General features: G+C 61.1%; 8 protein-coding genes. 2 read left to right on the top strand and 6 right to left on the bottom strand.

Going from position 1 to position 21,447, the window contains the following annotated elements; all coding sequences use genetic code 11:
• Nucleotides 1-23: 23 nt before the first annotated feature.
• The 6 genes from QX048_RS34710 to QX048_RS34685 all read right to left on the bottom strand — a co-directional run bounded on the left by QX048_RS34710 (nt 24) and on the right by QX048_RS34685 (nt 18,347).
• Complete coding sequence (locus tag QX048_RS34710) at nt 24-9,056, bottom strand: calcium-binding protein (RefSeq protein ID WP_315716588.1); 9,033 nt, start codon at nt 9,054-9,056, stop codon at nt 24-26.
• A 231-nt stretch (nt 9,057-9,287) separates the two neighbouring features.
• Entirely contained in the window at nt 9,288-9,512 is a 225-nt protein-coding gene (locus QX048_RS34705) for a hypothetical protein (protein WP_315716587.1), read from the bottom strand.
• A 244-nt stretch (nt 9,513-9,756) separates the two neighbouring features.
• On the bottom strand, nt 9,757-10,122 hold the full coding sequence (locus QX048_RS34700; RefSeq protein WP_315716586.1) for a hypothetical protein: 366 nt from the start codon (nt 10,120-10,122) through the stop codon (nt 9,757-9,759).
• Nucleotides 10,122-14,666: an RHS repeat-associated core domain-containing protein gene (locus QX048_RS34695; protein WP_315716585.1), complete on the bottom strand. Its 4,545-nt coding sequence runs from the start codon at nt 14,664-14,666 to the stop codon at nt 10,122-10,124. The genes QX048_RS34700 and QX048_RS34695 overlap by 1 nt, the downstream gene beginning before the upstream one ends.
• A gap of 113 nt (nt 14,667-14,779) precedes the next feature.
• Entirely contained in the window at nt 14,780-16,234 is a 1,455-nt protein-coding gene (locus QX048_RS34690) for an HlyD family type I secretion periplasmic adaptor subunit (RefSeq protein WP_315716584.1), read from the bottom strand.
• The gene (locus tag QX048_RS34685; protein ID WP_315716583.1) at nt 16,221-18,347 is read right to left on the bottom strand and encodes a type I secretion system permease/ATPase; all 2,127 of its coding nucleotides are present in this window, start codon (nt 18,345-18,347) and stop codon (nt 16,221-16,223) included. The genes QX048_RS34690 and QX048_RS34685 overlap by 14 nt, the downstream gene beginning before the upstream one ends.
• A 693-nt stretch (nt 18,348-19,040) precedes the next feature.
• Between QX048_RS34685 and QX048_RS34680 the strand changes: the two genes are divergently transcribed.
• Together QX048_RS34680 and QX048_RS34675 are read left to right on the top strand one after the other, a co-directional pair.
• The gene (locus QX048_RS34680) at nt 19,041-20,225 is read left to right on the top strand and encodes a phosphatase PAP2 family protein (protein ID WP_315716582.1); all 1,185 of its coding nucleotides are present in this window, start codon (nt 19,041-19,043) and stop codon (nt 20,223-20,225) included.
• A gap of 224 nt (nt 20,226-20,449) precedes the next feature.
• Nucleotides 20,450-20,614, top strand: coding sequence for a Flp family type IVb pilin (locus tag QX048_RS34675; protein WP_315716581.1), 165 nt, complete (start codon nt 20,450-20,452; stop codon nt 20,612-20,614).
• The last annotated feature ends 833 nt before the right edge of the window (nt 20,615-21,447 follow it).

Genomic DNA, 21,447 nt, shown 5'->3' with positions numbered 1-21,447 from the left:
TTCGTCTCCGTGTACCTCACTCTCTACGCGTGCCAAGCGGCCGCAATCGATGCCTGCAAGCTCGGGTCGCTGGACGCTGCCTGGCTCCCTGCGCTGGTCGGATCGAAGCCCGCATGGCTAGACGAATAGCTCGCCATGGCCTGGACCAGCTGCGAGATCTGGCTGTCAATCTTGAGACCCCTGGCGGTGATCTCCTGCAGCTGGTTCGATGGCGCCGAAAACCAGTTCTTGATCGTGACGTTCTGAGTCGTGCCGAGCAGGTCGATCTGCAGATCGTTGCCGGACTGCAGGAACCAGAGATCGTTGTCCGTCACGCCCGTTCCGAAAGCTAGCTGTCCGCTGGCGGTAGAGCTGCTCGCAGTTCCGTTCACGATCGTCTCCTGGCCCGCGCCGAACAGATACCGATCGTTTCCTCCGCCACCGATAAACGTGTCATTGCCGGCGCCGCCAACAAAAACTTCAGAGCTAGCTGTTCCTGCCAGCGTAGCCGAACCTGCTGTGCCGGTAGAGCCGGTCCCGACCACGAGCTGCACCTGCTGGTCGGCAAATCCGAGCGAAGCAATGCCGGACAGCGTGTCGGTTCCGTCCGGACTGCCGCTGCGCAGGTCGCTGACCACGACCTGATTAGCCGAATTCAAAGATACCGTGTAGTTCGCAAAGTTGCCGGAGAATGCGGCCGTATCAACCCCGCCCCCACCGACGATCACATCGTTGCCTCCGGATCCGACGAATATCTCGTTGGCCGCGGAGCCGCTCAGCGCATCGACGCCCGCCGTTCCCGAGACGACCCCGATCGCTGCGTCAGCAAAGATCAGCTGCGTCAGGCCGACCGCGGAATTGGCTCCCGATGCGCCTGCACGAGTGTCCAGGATCAAGACATCGCCGAAGGCATCGGCGGCAAATCGATAGCTGCCGTAGCTTCCGGCAAAGATCAGGCTGCCGGTCGCAGTTGCAAAACTGTTTGCTCCTGCCGGCGCCGTCAGCGTCACGACCTCGCCGCCTCCATTCTGGAAGTAGCGAACCTCGACCGCATGCGACCCGATCCCCAGTGTCACCTGGCCGGAGACCGTGTTATTGCCGTGCAGCCCGTCATTGTTCACGACCCGCACGCCATCGATGTAGAGTGCGGAGCCGTCGTCGGAAGCGAGGCTGAACGTATAGGTTCCAGCCGTCGTGATGGTGAGGTTGGCCTGGTAGGCCGTCGCGAAATTGACGTGCGACGAGGCTGGCCAGGCTGCGTCTGCGGTACCCGAGATCTGGGACACTGTCGTCACGAAGCTCGGCGCAGCCCCCCAGTTGATGTCCGATAGTTGCGACGGTCCGGAGGACAGAGCAAAAAACTTGGCGACGAATCCTTGTTGACCGTGCCACGCTCCCGCTATTGCGCTCTGCACCGCCAAATCGCCCGGGACCTGCGAGGCCGACGCCGGATCAAAGCCCGGATGAGCCACCGCATAGGCCGACATCGCTTGAACCAGAGTCCCGATCGCGCTGCCATCGAGGACCGTCGTTCCTGCAGTGATGGTCTGCAATTGACTGGCGGAGCCGGTAAACCAATTCGCGACCGTCACCCGTGTCGTAGTCCCGAGCACGGCGATCACGAGATTATTGCCCGATTGTGTGAACCACAGCTTCTGCGCCGTAATCCCGCTGCCGAAATCGACCTGGTTCTTCGCACCAAGTGTGGCCGAAAGATTGATGGTGGCCTGCCCCGTTGTCGACGATGTCCGGAACAGGTTGGTGCGGGTGCCGCCGAATGCCGTCTCGGCTCCGTCACCAAGCACGAAGATGTTCGATCCCGTGGCGTTTCCGACCAGCGTTGGATTGCTGCTGCTTCCATTCCAGGTAAAGGTCTGAGATGCGTCCCTGACCGCCGCTCGGTCCCAGACGGTGCCGTCGGCAAACCGGACTTGCTGGACGCCGCTGGTGCTCGACTGCACCATGTTGTCGATCCTGATCAGATCGCCATTGCTGCCGATCGTGAGGATCCAGTCGTTGCCGTTCGAGGATGTAGCGACCGACACGTCGGACGGCCGGATTCCGGTCCCGAGGGACAGCACATTGGCCGCCGTGCTCGAGCTGTCGGTCTCGTCGATCTCAAGCTGGCCATATCCGGTGTTGAACACGAAGATGTCGTTGCCGCCGCGCCCGTGCGCGACATCATTACCTCCCTTGCCGTCGAATATGTCGGCTCCCAGCGAACCCCAGAGAACGTCGTTGGCGGCAGTACCTGTCGTCTCCAGCGCGAGCAGCTGTTGCCTCGACCACACTGTTCCGTCGGCGAACCGCAGCGTCTGGATGCCTCCCGTGCTCGTCAGATCGCCGTGAATATCAATCTTGTCGGTGTCGTCGTTCCGGATACGAAGGATCAGGTCGGCGCCATTCTCGACCTGGACGTAAACATCCTGCGCAGAGATGCCTGCCCCCAAATTGATCGTGCCCGTCGCGCCGTTCAGATTGATGTCGGTCCGTCCGACGCCGCGGCTGTACAGCAACGTGTTGGCGCCTCCCACCGACGCCGCATTTGCAAAATTGACCGAGACATTACTAGCGCTGATTTCATAGACGTTCGAACCGTAGGCCGAGCCGGACAGCGTGGTCGACGAGGTGTTGCCGAGCCAGGTAAACGTGATCGGCACGGACGCTGTACCACCCAGGGCGATCGAGCTGCCGTCGCTGAAAACCAGTTTGTCGATGGAGCTGGTGGCGGCGCCGCCGCTGACCGTCAAGTCCGAGTGAACGAGAATGTTGTCAGTCGCATTGTTGCGGAACTTGACGATCAGATCGCTGCCGTTAGCCTGCAGCAGCACGTCCTGCGCCGTGACGCCAGTGCCGAATTGCAACGTGCCCTTGCTTGCCCCAGGCCACACCGACAGGGCGCCTGAGCCCGTCGCATATTTGATCGTATTCGTGCCGGCCACCCCGTTACTATAGTTGCCAAATCCAAGATTGCCGGATGCGGAGACCTCGAACACGTTCGAGCCGAAGTTGGTATTGCCGAGATCGAAGCCGTTGGTTTTTCCCACCCAGGTGAACGTGATCGGCACGGACGCCGAACCGCCCAGGGCGATCGAGGTACCGTCGCTGAATACCAGGCTGTTGATCGAGCTGGAGGCCACGCCGCCACTGACCGTCAGGTCCGAGTGAACAAGAATGTTGTCGCTTGCATTGTTGCGGAACTTGACGATCAGATCGCTGCCGTTGGCCTGCAACAGCACGTCCTGCGCTGTGACGCCGGTGCCGAACTGCAGCGTACCCTTGCTCGCGCCGGGCCACACCGACAGCGCGCCTGAGCCCGCCGCAAACTTGATTGTATTGGTGCCGGCAACGCCGTTGCTGTAGTTGCCGAAGCCAAGATTGCCGGACGCGGAGACCTCGAAGACGTTCGAGCCGAAATTGGTGTTTCCTAGATCGAAGCCATTGCTGTTGCCGATCCACGTGAAGGTCAGCGGCGCCCCCACCCCCGCGCCCGGCTGCCCGACTGGCAGAACCGTGCCGTCGCTGAAGGCGATGCGGATGATGGCGCTGGAAACGCCCCAGGGCTGCACGGTGAGATCCCGCGGCACGGTGATGACGTCGCTGCTGTTCCTGAACCGGATCGTCAGGTCGCCATTGCCGTTCGCCTGGAAGTAGAGATCGGATGACGAGATCCCGGTTCCCATCCGGATGGTCGTGATCGTATTCGCAACGGTTACTTGGCCGCTTCCAGCGTTGAACAGATAGGCGTTTGCGTCGCTGCCTCCCGACACGAGGTCAAGGACCTGGGCCTGACTCCAACTCGCACCGTCGGCGAAGCTGATTGTAGAGAGGGTCCCGTTGCTGAATTGGCCTTTCACAGTGATCGTCTTGCCCGTGGAGATGTTCTGAATGACCAGATCCGCGCCGTTGCCCGGCCGACTCAAGGCTACCGCGCTGGAGGCAATGCCTTGCATCACCAGCGCGTTGCCGCTGGTACTGTCGTCAATGACATCATTACCACCCACCGAACTGTAGATGTAAGTATCCGTTCCGCTGCCGCCGTTCAGGTAATCATCTCCGGCGCCCCCACTCAGCGTGTCATTGCCGCCGAGGCCATACAGCGTGTCGTTGCCGCTGGTCCCGACAATCACGTCGTCGTTCTGGTCAAAGCCAGTAATGTTCGTTGCTCCAGCCGCGATCTGCTGCGCGATATAGGCACTCTCCAGCTGCTGCTTGCTCCATACCGTGCCGTCGCCGAGCACCACCTGCTCGAGGCCGACACTGGCGCCGCTGTCAAACGCCACCATGCGGACCGAGCCCGCCTGGTCGGTGAAGCTCAACGTCACGTCGCTGCCGCTGCGGGTGATCACGAGGTTCGAGGCCGTCAGCCCCGCCCCCAGAACCAGCCTGTCGTTCGATCCATCGAACGCGGTGCCATCCGTGATCGTGTCGTTGCCATCGCCGGCGTTGTAGACGTAGGTGTCCGAGCCACTGCCGCCATCCAGCATGTCGTCGCCGCGTCCGCCGGTCAGTGTGTCGTTGCCACCGAGGCCATACAGCGTATCGTTGCCGCTGGTTCCACCGATCACGTCGTTGTTCTGGTCGAAGCCGGTGATCGTGGTCGCACCCGCCGCCATCTGCTGCGCGATGTAGGCGCTCTCCAGCTGCTGCTTGCTCCACACTGTGCCGTCGCCGAGCACCACCTGCTCGAGGCCGACACTGGCGCCACTGTCAAACGCCACCATGCGGACCGAGCCCGCCTGGTCGGTGAAGCTCAACGTCACGTCGCTACCGTTGCGGCTGATCACAAGGTTCGAGGCCGTCAGCCCTGCCCCCAGACCCAGCCGATCGTCGGAGCCGTCGAACGCGGTCCCGTCAATGATCGTATCGTTGCCATCGCCGGCGTTGTAAACGTAGGTGTCGGAGCCACTGCCACCATCCAGCGTGTCGTCGCCGCGTCCGCCGGACAGTGTGTCGTTGCCACCGAGGCCGTACAGCGTGTCGTTGCCGCTGGTCCCGCCAATCACGTCGTTATTCTGATCGAAGCCGGTGATCGTGGTCGCGCCCGCAGCCATCTGCTGCGCGATGTAGGCACTCTCCAGCTGCTGCTTGCTCCATACCGTGCCATCGCCGAGCACCACCTGCTCGAGGCCGACACTGGCGCCGCTGTCGAAGGCCACCATGCGGACCGAGCCTGCCTGGTCGGTGAAGCTCAATGTCACGTCGCTACCATTGCGGCTGATCACGAGATTCGAGGCCGTCAGCCCCGCTCCCAGAACCAGCCTGTCGTTGGAGCCGTCGAACGCGGTCCCGTCCATGATAGTATCGTTGCCGTCGCCGGCATTGTAGACGTAGGTGTCGGAGCCGTTGCCGCCATCCAGCGTGTCGTCGCCGCGCCCGCCGGTTAGCGTGTCGTTGCCGCCGAGGCCATACAGGGTGTCGCTACCGCTGGTGCCGACGATTACGTCGTTGTTCTGATCGAAACCGGTGATCGTGGTCGCGCCGGCCGCGATCTGCTGCGCGATGTAGGCGCTCTCAACCTGCTGCTTGCTCCACACCGTGCCGTCGCCGAGCACCACCTGCTCCAGGCCGACACTGGCGCCGCTGTCAAACGCCACCATACGGACGGAGCCTGCCTGGTCGGTGAAGCTCAACGTCACGTCGCTGCCGTTGCGGCTGATCACGAGATTGGAGGCCGTCAGCCCCGCCCCCAGAACCAGCCTGTCGTTGGAGCCGTCGAACGCGGTACCGTCAATGATCGTATCATTGCCGTCACCGACATTGTAGAGATAGCTGTCCGATCCAGCGCCGCCATCAAGCTGATCATCGCCCAGCCCACCTGCCAGGATATCTGATCCATTCGTCCCGACGAGCGTGTCATTGCCCGAAGTCCCCCCGACCGAGACCAGCATTTGGAACAGGGTCAACGGCGACCAGACAGTCCCGTCAGCAAAGACGATCTGCTCAATATTCTGCCAGTCGAGTTCGGCCTTCAGCAATACTGAGCCGCCGTCATTGCCGCCCGCCGTGCTCGGCGCGATCACCAGGGCCACGTCGCTTCCGTTGCGCGTCAGCGAGACCCGCGACGGCGAGATGTCGACCAGCATGAGTTTGTCGATGCTGCCGTCCGACGTACCACCATCGATGATCGTATCGTTGCCGTCACCGCCCTTATACACATACGTGTCGGAGCCGGCGCCGCCACTGAGCTGATCGTCGCCTTGGCCGCCATTGAGAAAGTCGACTCCAGACCCGCCGTTCAAAGTGTCGTTGCCGGACGTGCCGTAGATCAGGCGCCAGTTCGTTCCATCGCTGAACCCGATCGTATTCAGGCCTTTGGCGGACGCCCCGTTAAAGGTGACACTGTCATTGCTGCCCGCGAGCGCGACTGTCACATCACCGTTGGAGGCAGTCTGGACGCTCACATCGGATTGGGCGATTCCGGCTGCCAGTTTGAGCGCGGCTCCGGTTCCGGTCAGTGTCACCGTGGCGTGGCCAATACCTCGCTTGAAGATGATGACATCGTTGGCCGAACCTGCTGTGACCGTGTCACCGCCGGGTCCGAGTTCGAAAATGTTGGTTCCATACGAACTGCCCGTCAGCACCGTGTTCGTATCGGTGCCGATATAGGTGAACGTCAACGGCTTCGTGAGATTCCAAGTCGTACCGTCTGCGAAATGGACGTTCTCGACCACGGACGACGAGTTGGCGAAGGCCGATTGGACCAGAACAGAGTCTGTCGAGTTCCGGAATCGCACGTAAAGATCGTTGCCGACCGCCTGCAAGATCGCATCGCTCGCGGCAAGGCCGCGGCCGAAAGACAGAGTGTCGGTCCCCCCGGCCTCGATGATCGTGTCTTGCCCATCGCCAGCATTGAAGATGTAGGTGTCGTCACCAGCGCCGCCCTGCAGCACGTCGTTGCCACGCAGCCCTTCGATCGTGTCATTGACGCCGGAGCCCACGATCGTCTCGGCGGCATTCATGCCGAGCGTGACATTGTCGGTTCCGCCGATCGCCGCAGCGAGGATGTCGGCGCTCGACCACACCGTACCATCGTCGAAGACGATCTGCTCGATCGTTCCCGTGCCGGCAAACTGGCCCGCCAATGTCAGCCGGCTGTTGTGATCCGCCTCGAACAGCAGCAGGGCATTGTCGCCGCTGCGCACGATATGAACCTGGCTGGGCACGATGCCATGCAGCAGAACCGTATCGCCGTCGCTGCTAGCCTGATCGTCGACGATGTCGACGCCATCCCCAAGCGTATAGACGTAGGTGTCGGCGCCGCCCCGCCCGATCAGCCGGTCATTGCCGGCGCCACCGGTCAGGATGTTCGCCCCGTCGTCGCCACCCAGGACGTCGTCGCCGCTGGTCGGCACCAGCGACTTCGAGAGAAGCGCGGCACGGTCCCAGACCGTGCCGTCGGCGAACTGCACGAAATCGACGCCGCCGGTGGTGCCGATCAGCTGATTGCTCAGCAGCACGCTGTCGCTGCTCCCGGCAATGCTCAGGACGATATCCTGCCCGCCATTGGCTTGCGTCACCACGATGTCGGCCGGCGCAATATCCGCGGCGAATTGCAGCCGGTCCACATCGGCCGCCGCGCCATTGTCGTTGATGCGGTCGTTGCCGCCGCCGCGACCGAACAGATAGATATCGTTGCCGACGCCTCCCTCGAGATAGTCGTTGCCACCGGCGCCGGCGAGCGTGTCGTTGCCGGCCGCGCCATAGATTGTATCATTCCCAGTTCCGCCGGTCAGGACATTGTCGGCGTAGTCGCCATAAAGGGTGGCGTTCGCCGCGGTCGGCAGTGTCGCATGTGCCAGCAGGTCCGCCCGGCTCCAGACGGAGCCGTCCGCGAATACGACCTGGTCGACGCCGCCGGTCTTGGCGACCAGCTGGTTCTGCAGCAGAATGCTGTCCGTCGTTCCGCCGATCGAGAGCAGCAGGTCGCGCCCGCCATTGGCCTCGGTCACTGTCACAGAGCCGACGGCAATGCCAGTTCCCAGCCGCAGGGTATTGACCTCACTGCTGTTCGAGCTGCCGTTGTCGAAGATCGTGTCCTGTCCGTCGCCGAGATTAAACAGATAGGTATCATTGCCAGTGCCACCGACCAACACATCATTGCCGGTGCCACCAGCCAGAACGTCGTCGCCTCCCGCGCCATACAGCGTGTCGTTCCCAGCGCCGCCGTTCAGCGTGTTGCCGAGATAATCGCCATAGAACGTGTCGTTTCCGCTCGTCGGCGCCGTCGCCTGCGCCAGCAGCGCCGCGCGCGTCCACACCGTTCCGTCGGCGAACACGACCTGATCGACGCCGCCGGTGGCCGAGACCAGCTGGTTCTTCAACGTAACCTTGTCAGTGGTGCCGCTGATGGTAAGCACGAGATCGCCGCCGCCATTCGCCTCGGTCACCACCACGTTCGCAGGCAGGATCCCGCTGCCGAGCTGCAGCGTGTTGGTCTCTCCGCTCGCCGCCCCATTGTCCGTGATCGTGTCCTGGCCATCACCCACGTTGAACACATAGGTGTCGTTGCCGGCTCCGCCCGACAGCGTGTCATTGCCGGTCCCACCGATCAGGGTATCGTCGCCGGCACCGCCCGACAGTGTGTCATTGCCCGCACCGCCGCTCAGCGTATTGGCGTTGTAGTCGCCATAGAACGTATCGTTGCCGCTCGTCGGCGCCGTCGCGAGCGCCAGCAGCGCGGCCCGATTCCAGATCGTGCCATCGGCAAACACGACCTGATCGACGCCCCCAGCCGCCGAGAGCAGCTGACTGCGCAAGGTGATCTTGTCGGTCGTTCCGGTGATGCTCAGCACCAGATCCCCGGTACCGGACTCCTTGACGGTGACCTGGCCCGCCGTGATCCCGGACCCGAACTGCAGCGTGTTGACCTCACCGCTACCGGCGCCATTGTCGAAGATCGTATCCTGGCTGTCACCGCGGTTGAAGATGTAGGTGTCGTTGCCCAGTCCGCCCTGCAGCGTGTCGTTGCCCTGCCCACCAATCAGCGTGTCGTCGCCGGTCTGGCCGTAGATGGAGTCTGCCGACGAGGTGCCGATGAGCGTGTCGTTACCTGATGTGCCGAATATCGTGGTCATGAATGCCCCCAAGTCGCCCGTACGTCAAACTCACTTTAGCTCAGGCTTTAGCCGTTGTTCACAGACGCCCGAAGTACTAACTCCAACCCCAATTGTACCCGCCAACTCATGCATTCGCCGGCAGCGACGGTCAACATCACCAAATCCAACTAAATTAGTGCGGCGCAACCAACGACTTCTGGCTTGTCTCGATGCCCAGGACCAGATCCCCGGTCCCAGATTCCTTGACGGTTACTTGCGATTCCGAAACTCCTGACCGAACTGCAGCGTATTGACTTCGCCACTGCCACCGTCATTATCGAAGATCGTATCCTGACCATCACCGCGGTCGAAGATGTAGGTCTCGTTGCCCTGCCAACCAATCGAGATGTCGTCGCCGGCAAGGCCGTAGATCGTGTCAGCGCCCGATGTTCCGGTGAGCGTGTCGTCGCCGGATTCACCGAAGATTGTAGCCACTGATACCTGTGTCTCTTCAGGTCTCAAGGCTCACATTCAGCCGAAGCTTGTGTAGTCCACAACCATCGGCACGCTCGTAGCACGATCAACCTCCGCGATTCCTACCTCAAGCCAAGTCGCAACCAGTGTCCAACAAGCGGTTTATTCCGAACAATCGCGGGAACCTTAGCAGACCGACGATCGAGCGTTAGCCACAGTGATCGGCTGTAAGAAAATATTTCTCGCTCCAGACGCATAGACACTTTTATCGGGCGAAACCGATGACATCGATAAGCTCTCTTAGCGACATCAGCTTTGGATCAATACCCGTGACGCTTTCCCGATTGCTTGCTCTAATGACGTGCTCAGCAGTCGCTTCAAGAAGTTTCCTAACATGCGCGGAAAGATTAACTCCGTCGTTAGCCTTTGTAACCTTCACTCGGTCGCTTTCAACGTTGAGGTTGAGGCGATCTCCTGCCAACGAATACGCAAAGTACTCGTTATTCTCAACATCGATCGGCTCCGTCCATGCAGCTAAGCTCTCAAAATTCCGGAACAGCGTTACATCACCAACTACTTCGCTGCTGCTAGACTCGTTTATGATAGCAACACTCGATAGGTCCACATTCATCAGAATCTGCTCCAAAATGATCGATCGGTAGACTTAGTTTCCCACGGCCGGTGACGTCCGATACCGCCTCCCGGCATAGTCTCCCCCGTCACAGGATCGACAGCTCGCCTGTGATAATGCGGCCAACGTCCGAGGGGGTGGCCCGTGCGGTTTCCATAGGGAGCAAAACGGAAATTGCGGCCGAACGAATACTCCCATCCTAGCACTGCATACTCACAGATCGCGCCAGCGTAAGGCATAGCGACCACCGCCAACATCATACCGCCGGTTTGATATGGGTGCTCAAGAGGATTGTAATCGAAACCAGGTTCTTCGTCCGTTCCCGGATACCAGATTCCCATTGCGTCGACATAACGACCGGTATGATCCCGCTTCAGCGCAGGCGCAGACCCTGCGTAGGCGTAGACATTTGGTCCATCCAGCAATTCCGGCAGCTCTAGACCGAAGGACCAATTTACAGTGAGTGACGACGGGACAAACGCGGACGCCTGCGCCGACATGCCCCGGCCGTCAATTATAGAGCTAATGGGCGACTCGCCAGAAGTGACAGACCAGAACGCCGGCACTTCGCCATTAGGATCCGGCTGCGTGTATCGTCCCAGGGTGGGATCGTAATGTCTATACCAATTGTAGTGAAGCCCGGCTTCCAACAAAAAATACTGCCCCGGAAACCGCAGATTATTCGTGGCAGACCCTAGGATCACGTCGACGGCGCCAAACGGCAAGAAGTATGCATTCCACACCACGTTCTTCGTGCTGTCCGTCATCCGAATCGGGCGGTCGAGATGGTCGGCGTGGACGAACCAGAGGTTTGGCGCGGACGTGTCGAGATCAGCTGCCACGGCGAGCGGCATGTCGTCCAGCCAGACATACTCCCGGGTCACGACGCCGGAGGCCGTCGCTTCGGCGATAAGACGACCGGTGAGATCGTACACGTAATGCATGGTAGCGGGCGGCGAGGCCGTCCGTAGCGTGCGGACGGCCATCCGCTCCAAACCGTCATAGCCGTAGTCCGCCGTGACGGACGAGTTGAGACTCAGCTGATCGAGCCGATCGCGGTTGTTGTAGCGATAGCCATAGATCGTGCCGGACCGATTGTCGGTCACGAGATTACCTGCCGCGTCGTGAGTAAATGTCCGAACGTTGGTTCCGTTGCTGCTGACATCGACCAACCGGTTCGACGTGGCCTCGTACTGGGTGATCTGCTCTGTGACGGTTCCACGGCTGGCATAGGATTCGAACATCCGATTGCCGACAGCGTCGTAGGCATAACCAAGCACGCCCCAGGGGCCGCTGGCATTCTCGAGCCGACCGGTCGGCGTATACGAGTAATTCTCGCTGCGCAGCGTATCGACCGTGTCGGTGATATCGGTGATGTTGACGCCGTCGTTGCGGCTGTATTGGCGATTGACAACATCGGTTCCGGATGAAGTGCCCGTGACGACGAGCTGACTCAGTAGGTAGTCCTGATCATACGTCTTGATCAGGGTCAGGCCATTGCCATAGGTCAGCGACTGCAACGGCCCCGCAGCGCCATACGTCACGTTGGACGCCAGAGGCACGGTCGCGTTCGTGGTCCGCGAAGTCACATCCGTAATGCGGCCGACCGTGTCCCGAGTGTAATCGACCACCCGTCCCGACGGGTAGGTCATGCGGATGATGTTTCCGGCGAGGTCATAGCCATAGCCGACGACATAGATGGCCGAGCCCGTGGCCTTGCGCTCCTGCATCACCTGGCCGAGCGCGTTGAAGGTCCAATCGATCGAGCCGGTGGCGTCCTGGATCCGGGTGAGCCTGCCTTTGCCCTTGTTGCCGTTGGTCGCGTCGTCCCAGGTATAGGTGATGTTCTCACTGGGCGCTGCCGGATACTGCTTGGCCAGCAGCCGCCCAGCATTGTCATAGGTCAGGTTCGTGCCGACGCCGCGGGCATCGACGATCTGCATCGGCTTGCCCAGGACGTTATAGGTGTAGGTGGTCGTGCCGCTGTCCGGGCTGACGCGCTGGATCACCTCACCGAAACCGTTGCGGACGTAGCTGGTGGTGAGCGAGCGCGGGTCGCTGTAGGCGGTGATGTCGTCGGCACCGTTGCGAGCCACCGCGACCGAGTTGCCCTCCTCGTCCGTCGTCCCGATCAGCCGGTTGAGGCCGTCAAAGCTCGATCCGAACACGTTGGCTCGCGGATCTGTGACCGACACCTCGTTGTGGGTGCGGTCATAGCCGTGGGTCCAGGTCTGCCCGAACGCGCCGACGAACGTCAGCAACCGGCCGAGTTCGTCATAGGTCGCCGTCTGCGACGCTTGCAGGATGCCGCTCGGATCCTTGATCCGCCGCGCGGTGACGTTGCCGAGATTGTCGCGGTCGTACTCGACCGTCGCCCCGGTATTGTCCTGCACCCGGATGAGCCGGCGGCCGTCATCGTAGGTATATTGCAGGAACGCGCCGTTCGGCCTGACGATCCGGCTGACATCGCCCGTCGGGGTGTAGTCGATCGACGTCGTCGCGACCAGCCCGCTGGGATCCACGATTGTGCTCTTCAACCGGCCCAGGGGATCGTAGGTCAGGTTGGTATAGACGCCATTGGGGTCGAGGATCGTGGTCGGCTGGCCCCGCCCGTTATGCGACATCACCTTGGTGAGGTGGCCGACCTCGTTGGTGATCGTCGCCACGAATCCCGTCTGGTCATAAGTGTAAAGGACTGTGTCACCGGCTCCGGGCAGCGGCCCATCGACGGAGGCAAGCAACCCTCCCGTCGTGTAACCGTAAGTCCAGGTCCGGGTCTGGCCGTTGGTCGCATACGGCACCGTCTGGCTGGTCGTATCGGCCTTCGTGAGCTGGGTGAGAAGACCGCCGGTCCAGGTGAAGTCGGTAGTCACGCCGGGCTCGACCGCACGCGTCGGCACGTTGAGCGTCGGATGCCAAGTGTAGCTGTTCGACTGCGCGAGCGGCGTTCCGTAGCCGCGGGTGACGAGCGTCGGATTGCCGCGGCTGTCGCGGACGTAATGCGTGACCCGCCCCTCCTCGTCGGTCTCGTCCGTAACATAATTGTTGACGTCATAGCCGATGACGGAATTCGAACCAACGCAATTGGCGGACGGCTGCCCCTCGATGCTGGCGAGGATGTTGTTGCCCCGCGCATCCTTGCTGTAGTGATACACTGCGACCTTAGACAGCGGATTGGTCACCGTCACCGTGTTGGCCACATCATTGTAGGCGATCGAATATCGCTCGACGCCGCCGGCATGCTCCGATGTCAGCACCCTCCCCTTGGCATCGTAGGTCCAGGTCGCGTAGCGCACGCCGGCCTCGTTGGTGACGCCGGTCAGCGCGTAGGGAAAGCTTGCATTCTCGTAATGATAGCGGATGCGCGGATTGTCCGCCGTGTCTGCGGTCGTATCCGGCTGAATGACGTATTCGAGCGCGAACAGGTCCGCCGCCATCTGCAGCGGATCCGGACCGCTCCTGCCGACGATGGCGTAGCGCGGAATGAACTTGTAGCGATAGACTTGTCCGCCGGGCACCGTCATCGTATCGAGCAGCCCCTGCGGCGTATAGGTGAACTGCAGGGTCCGACCGAAACTGTCGGTTACCAGCGTGTTGTTGCCGGCGCTGTCATAGGTCAGTGCCTGGGTGTAGCCGCTCTGGAATATGATCGACTGCAGCACGCCGCCGGCGTCGTAGACCCGGCTGATATTGTCATCCGTCGTCAGGGTATAGAGCTGTGTGGTCGCATTCTTCACGAGCGTCGCAGCCCGACCGCGGTTGCCAATGACGAGGCTCTTCAGGCTCCAGTCGTAATAGCTCTGCGCGTAGAGGCCGGTCGAGCTGACATAGCTGAAGAGGACGACCTCTCCGTTGGGGAGCGTAATCGTCACGCTATTGGAAGCGACGATCGCGCCGGAATCGAAGTTCGACCGCCATCCGTTACCGAGCCGCGACGGACGCAGACGTCCGCTCAGCGTCGCCTGATCGCTCGTATAGAAGCGCTCGAATTTGAGCGACGCACCGCCGTCGCTCGTACTCTGGGTCGAGAAATCGGTATAGGCCTCGATCTTCATGCCACTGCGAAGATCGACGGGATTGGCGACCTGGTCTCGACAGGACGGGCAGTGATCCGCCGGGGGAGCAGCGAGACACCCCGATCCGGTTAGAACTTCACCACTATCGCAGTTGAGAAACGCTACACCACCCCGGTAAGCTCCATTCGAATTCCCGTCACAAATCGCACCGGCGAAAATGCCGCTGCTCCCCGCCCCGTTAAGATAGCACTTCGTCAGGATGACGCTTGGGTCGCTGCTCCAGTAAGCCCAAAAGTCTTCCTGCGCACAGGCAATACCATCCGAACCGCAGTTGCCGTTGTGATAGCTGGCCCAGTGGCCCGCATGCACCGGCTGGGGCGCAAGACAGACGATGAACGAGGCACAGAACAAGATGACTGCGACGATAGAACCGCGCAGCCAAGCCAGCTGCGCAAACCTATTTCCAACCCGGATCATGTGCCCCCAACTTCCGATTGCAACAACACGAATCAAATACATATCAATCATAGATCAACTGCACGGTATTTTATCACCTTAGGATGTCAATTCGACAACAACCCTTTCCACGTCGGCATCCCAACAAAATCGGTGATGAGTCGCGGCATCTTCGCGGAGTAGTTTCATCGTTCGCGAAGACTCTCGGATTTGTATCTGAGCAGCGGCGACATCACATACTCGATGATCCGTCTCGTCCCCGTCTTGATCTCCACCGTCACCGCCATCCCCGGCGCGAGCGCGACCATCTTGTCCTCGATCTGCATTTGCTTCTCATCCAGCGACACCCGCGCCGAATAGATGAACTCCTGGCCTGCCGGCTCGCTGGTCTCGGCCAGTGCACCAGCCGCCTTGCCGCCATTCTGCTTATCGGCGGGCTTCTCGCGGACGATCGAATCTTGGGAGACGCTCAGCACCTTGCCATGGACGAGGCCGTAGCGGGTGAAGTTGAAGGTGTCGATCTTGATCTCGGCTGATTGCCCGACATTGACGAAGCCGATGTCGCGGTTGGAGATCATGGCTTCCGCCTCGAGCTGGCTGTCGGCGGGCACGATGAGCATCAGCTGTTGCGCCGGTGTGACGACGCCGCCGACAGTGTGCAGCGCGAGCTGCTGCACGGTGCCGTCGATCGGGGCGCGCAGCACCTGCTCGGCGATCTTGCGCTCGGCCTTGACGAGGTCCTGCGTCAGCTCGTCGGCCTTCTTCTCGGCATCGGCGAGGTCCGACAGCACCTGGCGCTCGAAGCCGGAGCGGGTCTGCGCCAGCTGCTGCTCCAGCGCCAGCCGCGCCGCCTCGATCTCGACCAGGCGCCGCGTCTGCACGATGCGCTCGCTCTGCTGGTCGATCAGCCGCGACTGCGCGTCGATATAGGCGATCTGGTTGCCGTATTGGATCTCCTTGGCGTTGCGGCGGATGTCAGCGGTCTCCTGCAGGAATGGGAGCGTGGCATCGATCTTGGCGATCGCGGCCTCGATCGACTGCGCCTCGGCACGCTTCTGTGCGATCTGCTGCAAATTGGAGGCGAGCTTCGACAGCTGCTCGGCGGCCTGCGCCTGCAGGGCGGCGCGGGTACGTGCGACGTCGGCGGGTGCGGCGCCTTCGGGCACGTTGAGCGGTCGCAGCTCGGCGAGATCGCCGAAGCTGTCGCGGAGCACACCGAGCCTTGCAACATCGAGCCTTGCCTGCATCAGGCCCTGCGCGACGCGGCGGCGCTCGGCCTCGGTGACGGTGCGATCGAGCTCGACCAGCACGTCGCCGGCATGCACCTTGTCGCCGTCCTGGACGTGGATCGCGGCGACGACGCCCGCTTCCAGCGGCTGGATGGTCTTGGTGCGGCCGGTCGGCACGATCTTGCCTTGCGCCGAGGCGATGATGTCGACATGGCCCACGATCGACCAGCCGATCGCGATGACGAAGAACAGCATGATGGTCCCGGCCACGGCTCGGCCCACGGGCGAGGCCGGCGTCTCCACGATCTCCAGCGCCGCGGGGAGGAACTCGCGGGCATCTTTGCGGCGGCCCCGTCGCGCGTCGAGCGAGATCGGCGCGTTGTCCTGCTTCTGCGCTTCAGCCGACGACATGGAGCCCCGCCTGGATCTGGTCCAGCGTCGCGTAGCGCCCAGCGCGCTTGATCAGCTCGTCATGGGTGCCGTCCTCGACCAGGCGGCCATTCTCGATGGTGAGGATGCGGTCGGCGTTGCGCACCGCCGACAGCCGGTGCGCGATGATGAACACGGTGCGCCCGGCGCAGATCTTGCGCATGTTGCTCTGGATGATGTTCTCGCTCTCATAGTCGAGCGCCGAGGTCGCCTCGTCAAAAATGAGAATGCGCGGATTGGTGACCAGCGCACGCGCAATCGCGATGCGCTGGCGCTGGCCGCCGGAGAGGCTGGCACCGCGCTCGCCAACCACCGTGTCATAGCCGTCGGGCAGGCCGAGAATGAACTCATGGGCGCCGGCGAGCTCGGCCGCCTGGATCACCCGCTCCATCGCCATGCCGGGATCGGCCAGCGCGATGTTGTCGCGGATCGAGCGGTTGAACAGCACGTTCTCCTGCAGCACCGCGCCGATCTGCCGCCGCAGCCAGGTGACGTCGGCGACCGTGAGATCGACGCCGTCGATCAGGATGCGGCCGGCCTCGGGGACGTACAGCCGCTGGATCAGCTTGGTCAGTGTCGACTTGCCAGAGCCGGAGGGGCCGACGATGCCGACCACTTGGCCGACCGGCACCTTCAGGCTGACGTCGTGCAGCGCCAGCGGTCCATCGACGCGGTAGCGGAAATGGACGTGGTCGAACACGACCTCGCCGCGCACTGGCGGCAGCGCCGCGCGGCCGGGATTGAACGCCGGCTCCGGCGTGGTGTTGAGGATGTCGCCGAGCCGCGCCACCGACAGCCGCGCCTGGTGGAAATCCTGCCACAGCTGCGCCAGCCGCAGCACCGGCTGCGCCACCCGCCCGGCCAGCATGTTGAAGGCGATGAGCTCACCGACGCTCAAGCTGCCCTCGATCACCAGATGCGCCCCGAAATACAAGGTCAGCGCGGTGACGATCTTGCTGATGAACTGCACCGACTGGCTCGCCCAGTTGCCGAGCGACAGCACGTCGAAGCTGGCGCCGACATAGCCGGCGAGCTGCTCCTCCCAGCGCCGCTGCATCTGCGGCTCGATTGCCATGGCCTTCAGGGTCTGGATCGCGGTGACGGTCTCGACCAGGAAGGCCTGGTTCTCGGCGCCGCGGTCGAACTTGACGTCGAGCCGCTTGCGGAAGATCGGCGTCACCCCGGCCGACAGCGCGATGTAGAACGGGAACGAGCCGATCACGATCCAGGACAGGAACGGCGAGTAGTAGAACATCACGCCCAGGAAGACGAAGGTGAAGGCGAGATCGATCACCAGGGTCAGCGCCGAGCTGGTAATGAAATTCCTGATGTTCTCCAGCTCGCGCACCCGCGCCACGGAATCGCCGGCGCGCCGCGCCTCGAAATAGGCGATCGGCAGCGCGACCAGATGGCGGAACAGCCGCGCGCCGAGCTCGACGTCGATGCGGTTGGTGGTGTGGGAGAAGACGTAGGTGCGCAAGCCCCCCAGCACGGTCTCGAAGATGGTGACTGTAACGAGCCCGAACACCAGCACGTCGAGCGTGGTGTAGCCGCGATGGGTCAGCACCTTGTCGGTGACGACCTGGAAGAACAGCGGCGTCACCAGTCCGAACAGCTGCAGGAAGAACGAGGCCAGCAGCACCTCGCCGAGCAGCCGGCGATATTTGTGCATCGCCTGCAGGAACCAGGTGATGTCGAAACGGCGCGCAAGATCGGTCAGCGAGGCGCGGCGCGCCATCAGCACGACCGTGCCGGTCCAGTTGGCCTCGAACTCGGCGCGCTTGAGACTCTGCGGCCGGTTGACCTGCGGATCTTGGATCAGCGCCGCATCCACGGTGACCTGGCCGAGAATGACGAACGAGCCATCAGCCCGCGCTGCGATGGCCGGCAGCGGCAGCTTGGCAAGGCCGTCCCAATTCTGGCTGACAGCGCGAGCCTTGAGCTTCAACTGCTTGGCGCAGCGGAGCATCTCCGTCACGCCGACCGGCTCTCCCGCCAACTGATGTGCAATCTGCGCCGGATCGATAGCGACCTGATGAAACCGCAGCAGCAATGTCAGGCAGTCGAGCCCCGTATCCCTCTGCCCCGCGTCCATTGCCCCTGCACTACCCTAAGTCGTGCAGGAATGATGTACCACAAGAAACGATTGGACAAGATCTGCCACGTTCCCGCCGAGGATATTTTTACCTGCGAGGGATCGCACGTTACATGCATTGCGTGCATTGGGTGCAGGCTTCGCGCGTCTACTGGACTAACCCGACAGCACCTCGCAACGCCCCGGACGGCTGAGGAACGAAGATTCTTGACTTACTCAGCTAGCTCCCTCACGGCAAACGCCTGAACTCCCGCGCGCCTGATGTTCCCCACTACAAACAAAGAACGACACAATCCCCACGAATCATATGCATCTGCGTGATGTTCGAGAGCTGGTGAATTCCGAATTGTCGAGGCGATAAACATCCGGCCGCCCGAACAACTGACAATTTTGACAGCAAGGTGAAATCCGCACTCAAAACATCGCCGCGCAACGAGCAAGCCTACATAAGGACCCCCGTTGACACCGAAGCTGCGATGTCAGGCGATCATAGGCTCATGGCCAGTAGCTTTTGGACAGCGCAATCCCAGACCGATTCCAAAGGCACATCTCGCGATGCGCTAGAGATCTGTTAAGCATCTCAGCACGGTATCATGTTAAAATACACGTTGAGATTGCTCAGGCTCACGGTTTTTGCGTATGTAGGTACCGACCGAAATAATCTGAAACAGACTGACACGGGAGCGGACATCCATGTTGGAGCCCGCCACAGACACCCTATTGCCCGCATTCTTTCGTCGCCTCCGCTTCCTGATATCCGCAAGGACACAGATCGGGGAGATACACAGACCTAACGGCACGCAATCGCAGGATGGTAATTCGATCACTCCTGCTTCCCAGTCTTCGGGTCGCACGGCTTTCGCTTGGTCTTCGCAGGGAACGCATACGACCGGATATGTGGAAGCGAGCGTATGGGCCATTTGCTTTGTCGCGACCACGTTCGCGGCCTTCCTGACCCAGCGGTCGGCTATCATTGTTGATCTCGGCAGCCTCTTGGTTGCATTGACGATACTGGGCTTCCTCCTCACTGTTCACGTTGTCTATCGACGTTGGCGACCATCGCCGGTGCTCAGCAACTTGTGCGGAGCGCTCCTAGCAATGTTACTATCGGGCGCAGTGGCTGGAATCATCAGCCTTGTTGGGCTTCGGAATAACGCCCCATTCATCGATGCAGATCTTGCAAGATGGGATCGAGCGGCGGGTTTCGACTTGCCTGCTGTCATCGCTTGGGCAGCCGACAACCCCGCCTGGTCCCAGCTCCTGTCGGTCACGTACGACAGCTCATTCCCCCTGCTCTTCGGCCTTTCAGTGCTGCTCGCAATCGTTCGCCGTTTCGATCATTTATGGATACTGACGTTCGTATTCGCCACCACGATTGTCGCATGCGCGAGCATTTCCGTGATCTGGCCAGCGAAAGGTGCCTTCGCGTTCTTTGGGTACCCAGCCAGCTTGCTTGAGCATCTCCCGACAGGCGCGGGAACGTATCACTTGTCGAAGTTGGAATACTTCCGCAATTCGGCCTCGCCGTTGCTGTCATTCGCCAATCTGCAGGGAGTTGTGACATTTCCGTCGTTCCATTGCTGCCTGGCGCTGATGATCATATCCGCGTCCCGGCACCTCAGGTGGCTATTCCCGATTTCATTGATCTGGAATTCCCTCGTGATCGCATCGACCGTGCCGATCGGTGGACATTATGCGATCGATCTTCCATGCGGCGCGGTCGTGTGGCTGGTCGCAACCGGAACTGCTGTCGCCTTGATGTCATTGTCCTCGCGACGGGCGCAGGGATCATCTGGATTGCAAGCCGACGCTTCACACGACCGTCTCACGCACGGAATGTGCCAAATCATGACCAGAGCGCAAGTCAGCGAATCCTGACACCGGCCCTGTATGCCCGGTTCTGCGATTTCTCTTGATGGCGTATAGGCGTTCGTTCTGACACTAAAACGTACGGCCATTTGCGCCCCCACTAGATCACATGCGCTAAAGATATTTACTCTATCTAAAATTGTCTTATTCAGACTCATCTATTATAAGATGCCATAAGGTATCCTTTTGTGGCTTGAAGGTGCGCCGATCTGGCCAACAGCAAAGAGGGTGTAATGCGGGTCAAGATGATGAGGTTCCTGCGTGACGAATCGGGAGCCACTGCAATCGAGTACGGATTGATTGCCGCAGGAATTTCAATTGCGATCATCGCAGCAGTCAACGGTTTGGGCAGCAAGATCAACACCTCGTTCGTAGACATCAATTCCTCCATCAACTAGCTCTGCACAGTCTACACGTTGGCGTTCTCAGGAAGCCCGAACCAATGCGTTCGGGTTTCTTGCTTCAAAAACCGCAGCGCCGCGGAATACTGGCCTTTTAATGTCGTACAGTCTCATGGTGGACATCACCAATTTTCAAGTACCGGTCAGCCTGCTCGAGCATTTCACAAGTCGCGTGAGTTTAATATTTGTGGAGATAGAAGTATTTCCGCAGCCTAAGCGTCTGACGGAAGAGTTCCCTAGCCATTGGTGTTAGGATTGTGGCTGTCGAGTTCTACGTCTCCGATCATTCCCGTTGTGCCGCCCGCGCCCTGGAACGTTCCAGGCGCCGTATTCGCATCGCCGCTGCCGGCCATGCTCGATGGAGTCGATGCAACCGAAAGTGACAGACGGCGACTAACCGAACCGCAATTTCACCAAGCAGCTGTAGCCGAAAGCGCGTGCGGTTCGCGCAGACTTGGGCTCTATCAAAGCTCCCGCTGCTCCCCATCGTAACGCGAGCCGACAGCTCTTTTATCCTCGGGCAGCTCACGTTGTCGAGCGACGGGAGCGCCTCGCCAGATCTGGATTTAGGTGACTGTCAAATATACCCAGTTGTTTCGGGGCGCAGAACTGCACTGGCCGAGGGACTGCATCCTCGATCTCGCGAGCGACCCCTCTGGCGATCAGAGCGTCAGATTGAGCAGCTCGGCAGCCCCAGTTCTCGGTGCGGCGACTCTTGTTCTTGTCATCATTGGCGATCTGGCACCGCACTATCTCGTTCGGCGTTGGCTCCTCTTTTCGTCGGTCCCACGGCCGATTTGAGTCCCCACCACCTCACCGTCGTCGCGCCT

Origin of the sequence: Bradyrhizobium sp. SZCCHNS30572 (assembly GCF_032484415.1) — a bacterium.
Taxonomy (GTDB): domain Bacteria; phylum Pseudomonadota; class Alphaproteobacteria; order Rhizobiales; family Xanthobacteraceae; genus Bradyrhizobium.
Note: the sequence above shows the minus strand (reverse complement) of the source record. Positions and strands in the feature narration are given on the sequence as shown.